This window comes from Ideonella azotifigens, assembly GCF_006519715.1.
Taxonomy (GTDB): Bacteria; Pseudomonadota; Gammaproteobacteria; order Burkholderiales; family Burkholderiaceae_C; genus Ideonella; species Ideonella azotifigens.
In genome coordinates, this window is record NZ_VIDT01001059.1 from 1 (window position 1) to 1,346 (window position 1,346).

The 1,346-nt window shown below is 65.3% G+C and carries 2 protein-coding genes and 1 pseudogene; 1 reads left to right on the forward strand and 2 read right to left on the reverse strand.

The window, feature by feature from the left end:
• Positions 1–214 (reverse strand): annotated as a pseudogene (locus FKP22_RS30530) (hypothetical protein); the annotation flags it as partial.
• A gap of 207 nt (positions 215–421) precedes the next feature.
• Here FKP22_RS30530 and FKP22_RS30535 point away from each other — a divergent pair.
• The gene (locus FKP22_RS30535) at positions 422–1,072 is read left to right on the forward strand and encodes a TetR/AcrR family transcriptional regulator (RefSeq protein ID WP_141291947.1); all 651 of its coding nucleotides are present in this window, start codon (positions 422–424) and stop codon (positions 1,070–1,072) included.
• A 17-nt stretch (positions 1,073–1,089) separates the two neighbouring features.
• Here FKP22_RS30535 and FKP22_RS30540 read toward each other — a convergent pair.
• The coding region (locus tag FKP22_RS30540) for a LysR substrate-binding domain-containing protein (protein ID WP_233447030.1) at positions 1,090–1,346 on the reverse strand (257 nt) is incomplete at its 5' end.

Genomic DNA, 1,346 nt, shown 5'->3' on the forward strand with positions numbered 1-1,346 from the left:
CCACCGTCGGCCACAGGCGGGAGGCCTGGGCATCCGCGCCCCCGCGGGCCTGGGCGACGCGCTGGAGTGCCATGGCCACGTCCTGATTGGTCGACAAGGCGTCCCTGACGAGCCTGGTCAGCGTGGGGTCGCCGAAGCTGCGCCACCAGGCATCGTCGATAGGCGTGGCGGCGGCGGATGCCGGGTCGTTCATGAAGGTGGGAGCCAGCGGCACGGATGGGGACGGGGCCCGAAGCTGCGGGGCCGAGCAGGCGGAAAGGAGCGTCACTGCCAACGCGGCCACCGTGGAACGGCTGGATCGCATGCGGACGGCACGGCTGCGATGCAATGGAGGCGTCATGTGTTTCCTGCATTTAGTGGACTTACTAGTACAGCAAGTCTAGCGGCATATAATGGACTGTCAAGTCCACAAACACATTCAATGGCACAAAACGACGAACCCGCGCCGCCTCCCGCGCGTCGCGGCCGACCGCGCGACCCCGAGCGCTTGCGACGCATCATGGAAGCAGCCCGCAGCCACTTCTTCGCCCATGGCCTGGAGCGCGCCAGCGTGGACGCCATCGCTGCGGAGGCGGGTGTTTCGAAGATGACCATCTACAGCCACTTCGGATCGAAGGAAGGGCTTTTCGAGGCGGTGGTGCAGGACCGCACCGACCGTGTGATGGGTGGCTCTGCCGGTGTTGAAGCGCTGGATCCGCTGCAGCCGCGCAAGGCGCTGCTCGCTGTCGGCGAACAGTTCCTGGCACTGACGCGCGAAGAGGACGCCCTGGGCAAGTTTCGTTCGGTCTACGGCGCTGCCAGCGCGTATCCCGAAGCCTGCCGAGCGTTCTACCGGCAGGGAGCGGACCGACTGAACAACGAGCTCGCCGCGTACCTGCGCCGCGCGAGCGAGGCCGGAACAATGGCAGTGAAAAACCCACGCTTGGCGGCCGATCTGTTCCTGGCCATGTTCCTGGGGGATGGCCATATTCGCGGCCTGCTGATGCTGGAGATGCCCGACGCACGCGAGAACAAGGCGCTGTTGCGCGAGGCTGTGCGGGTCTTCATGGCAGCTTACGCAACCCCCGGCTGAGGATTGAACTGCCAATTTCAGATCGGAGGCGATGCGGCGACTTTGCGGGCGTGCTGGACGAAGAATTCCAGGAAGATGCGGGTGCGCAAAGGCATGAATTGCCGGCTGGGCATTGTGGCCACGAGCTTCAACTCGTCGGCGCTGACCCAGGGGGCCAGCACTCGGCGCATTTGTCCACCGTGCAGTCGGGCGGTCAAGGCGAGATCGGGCAGCACCGTGAGACCGGCGCCCGACAAGGCCGCTTGATACGCCACCTCATCGTCGTTCGAAATCA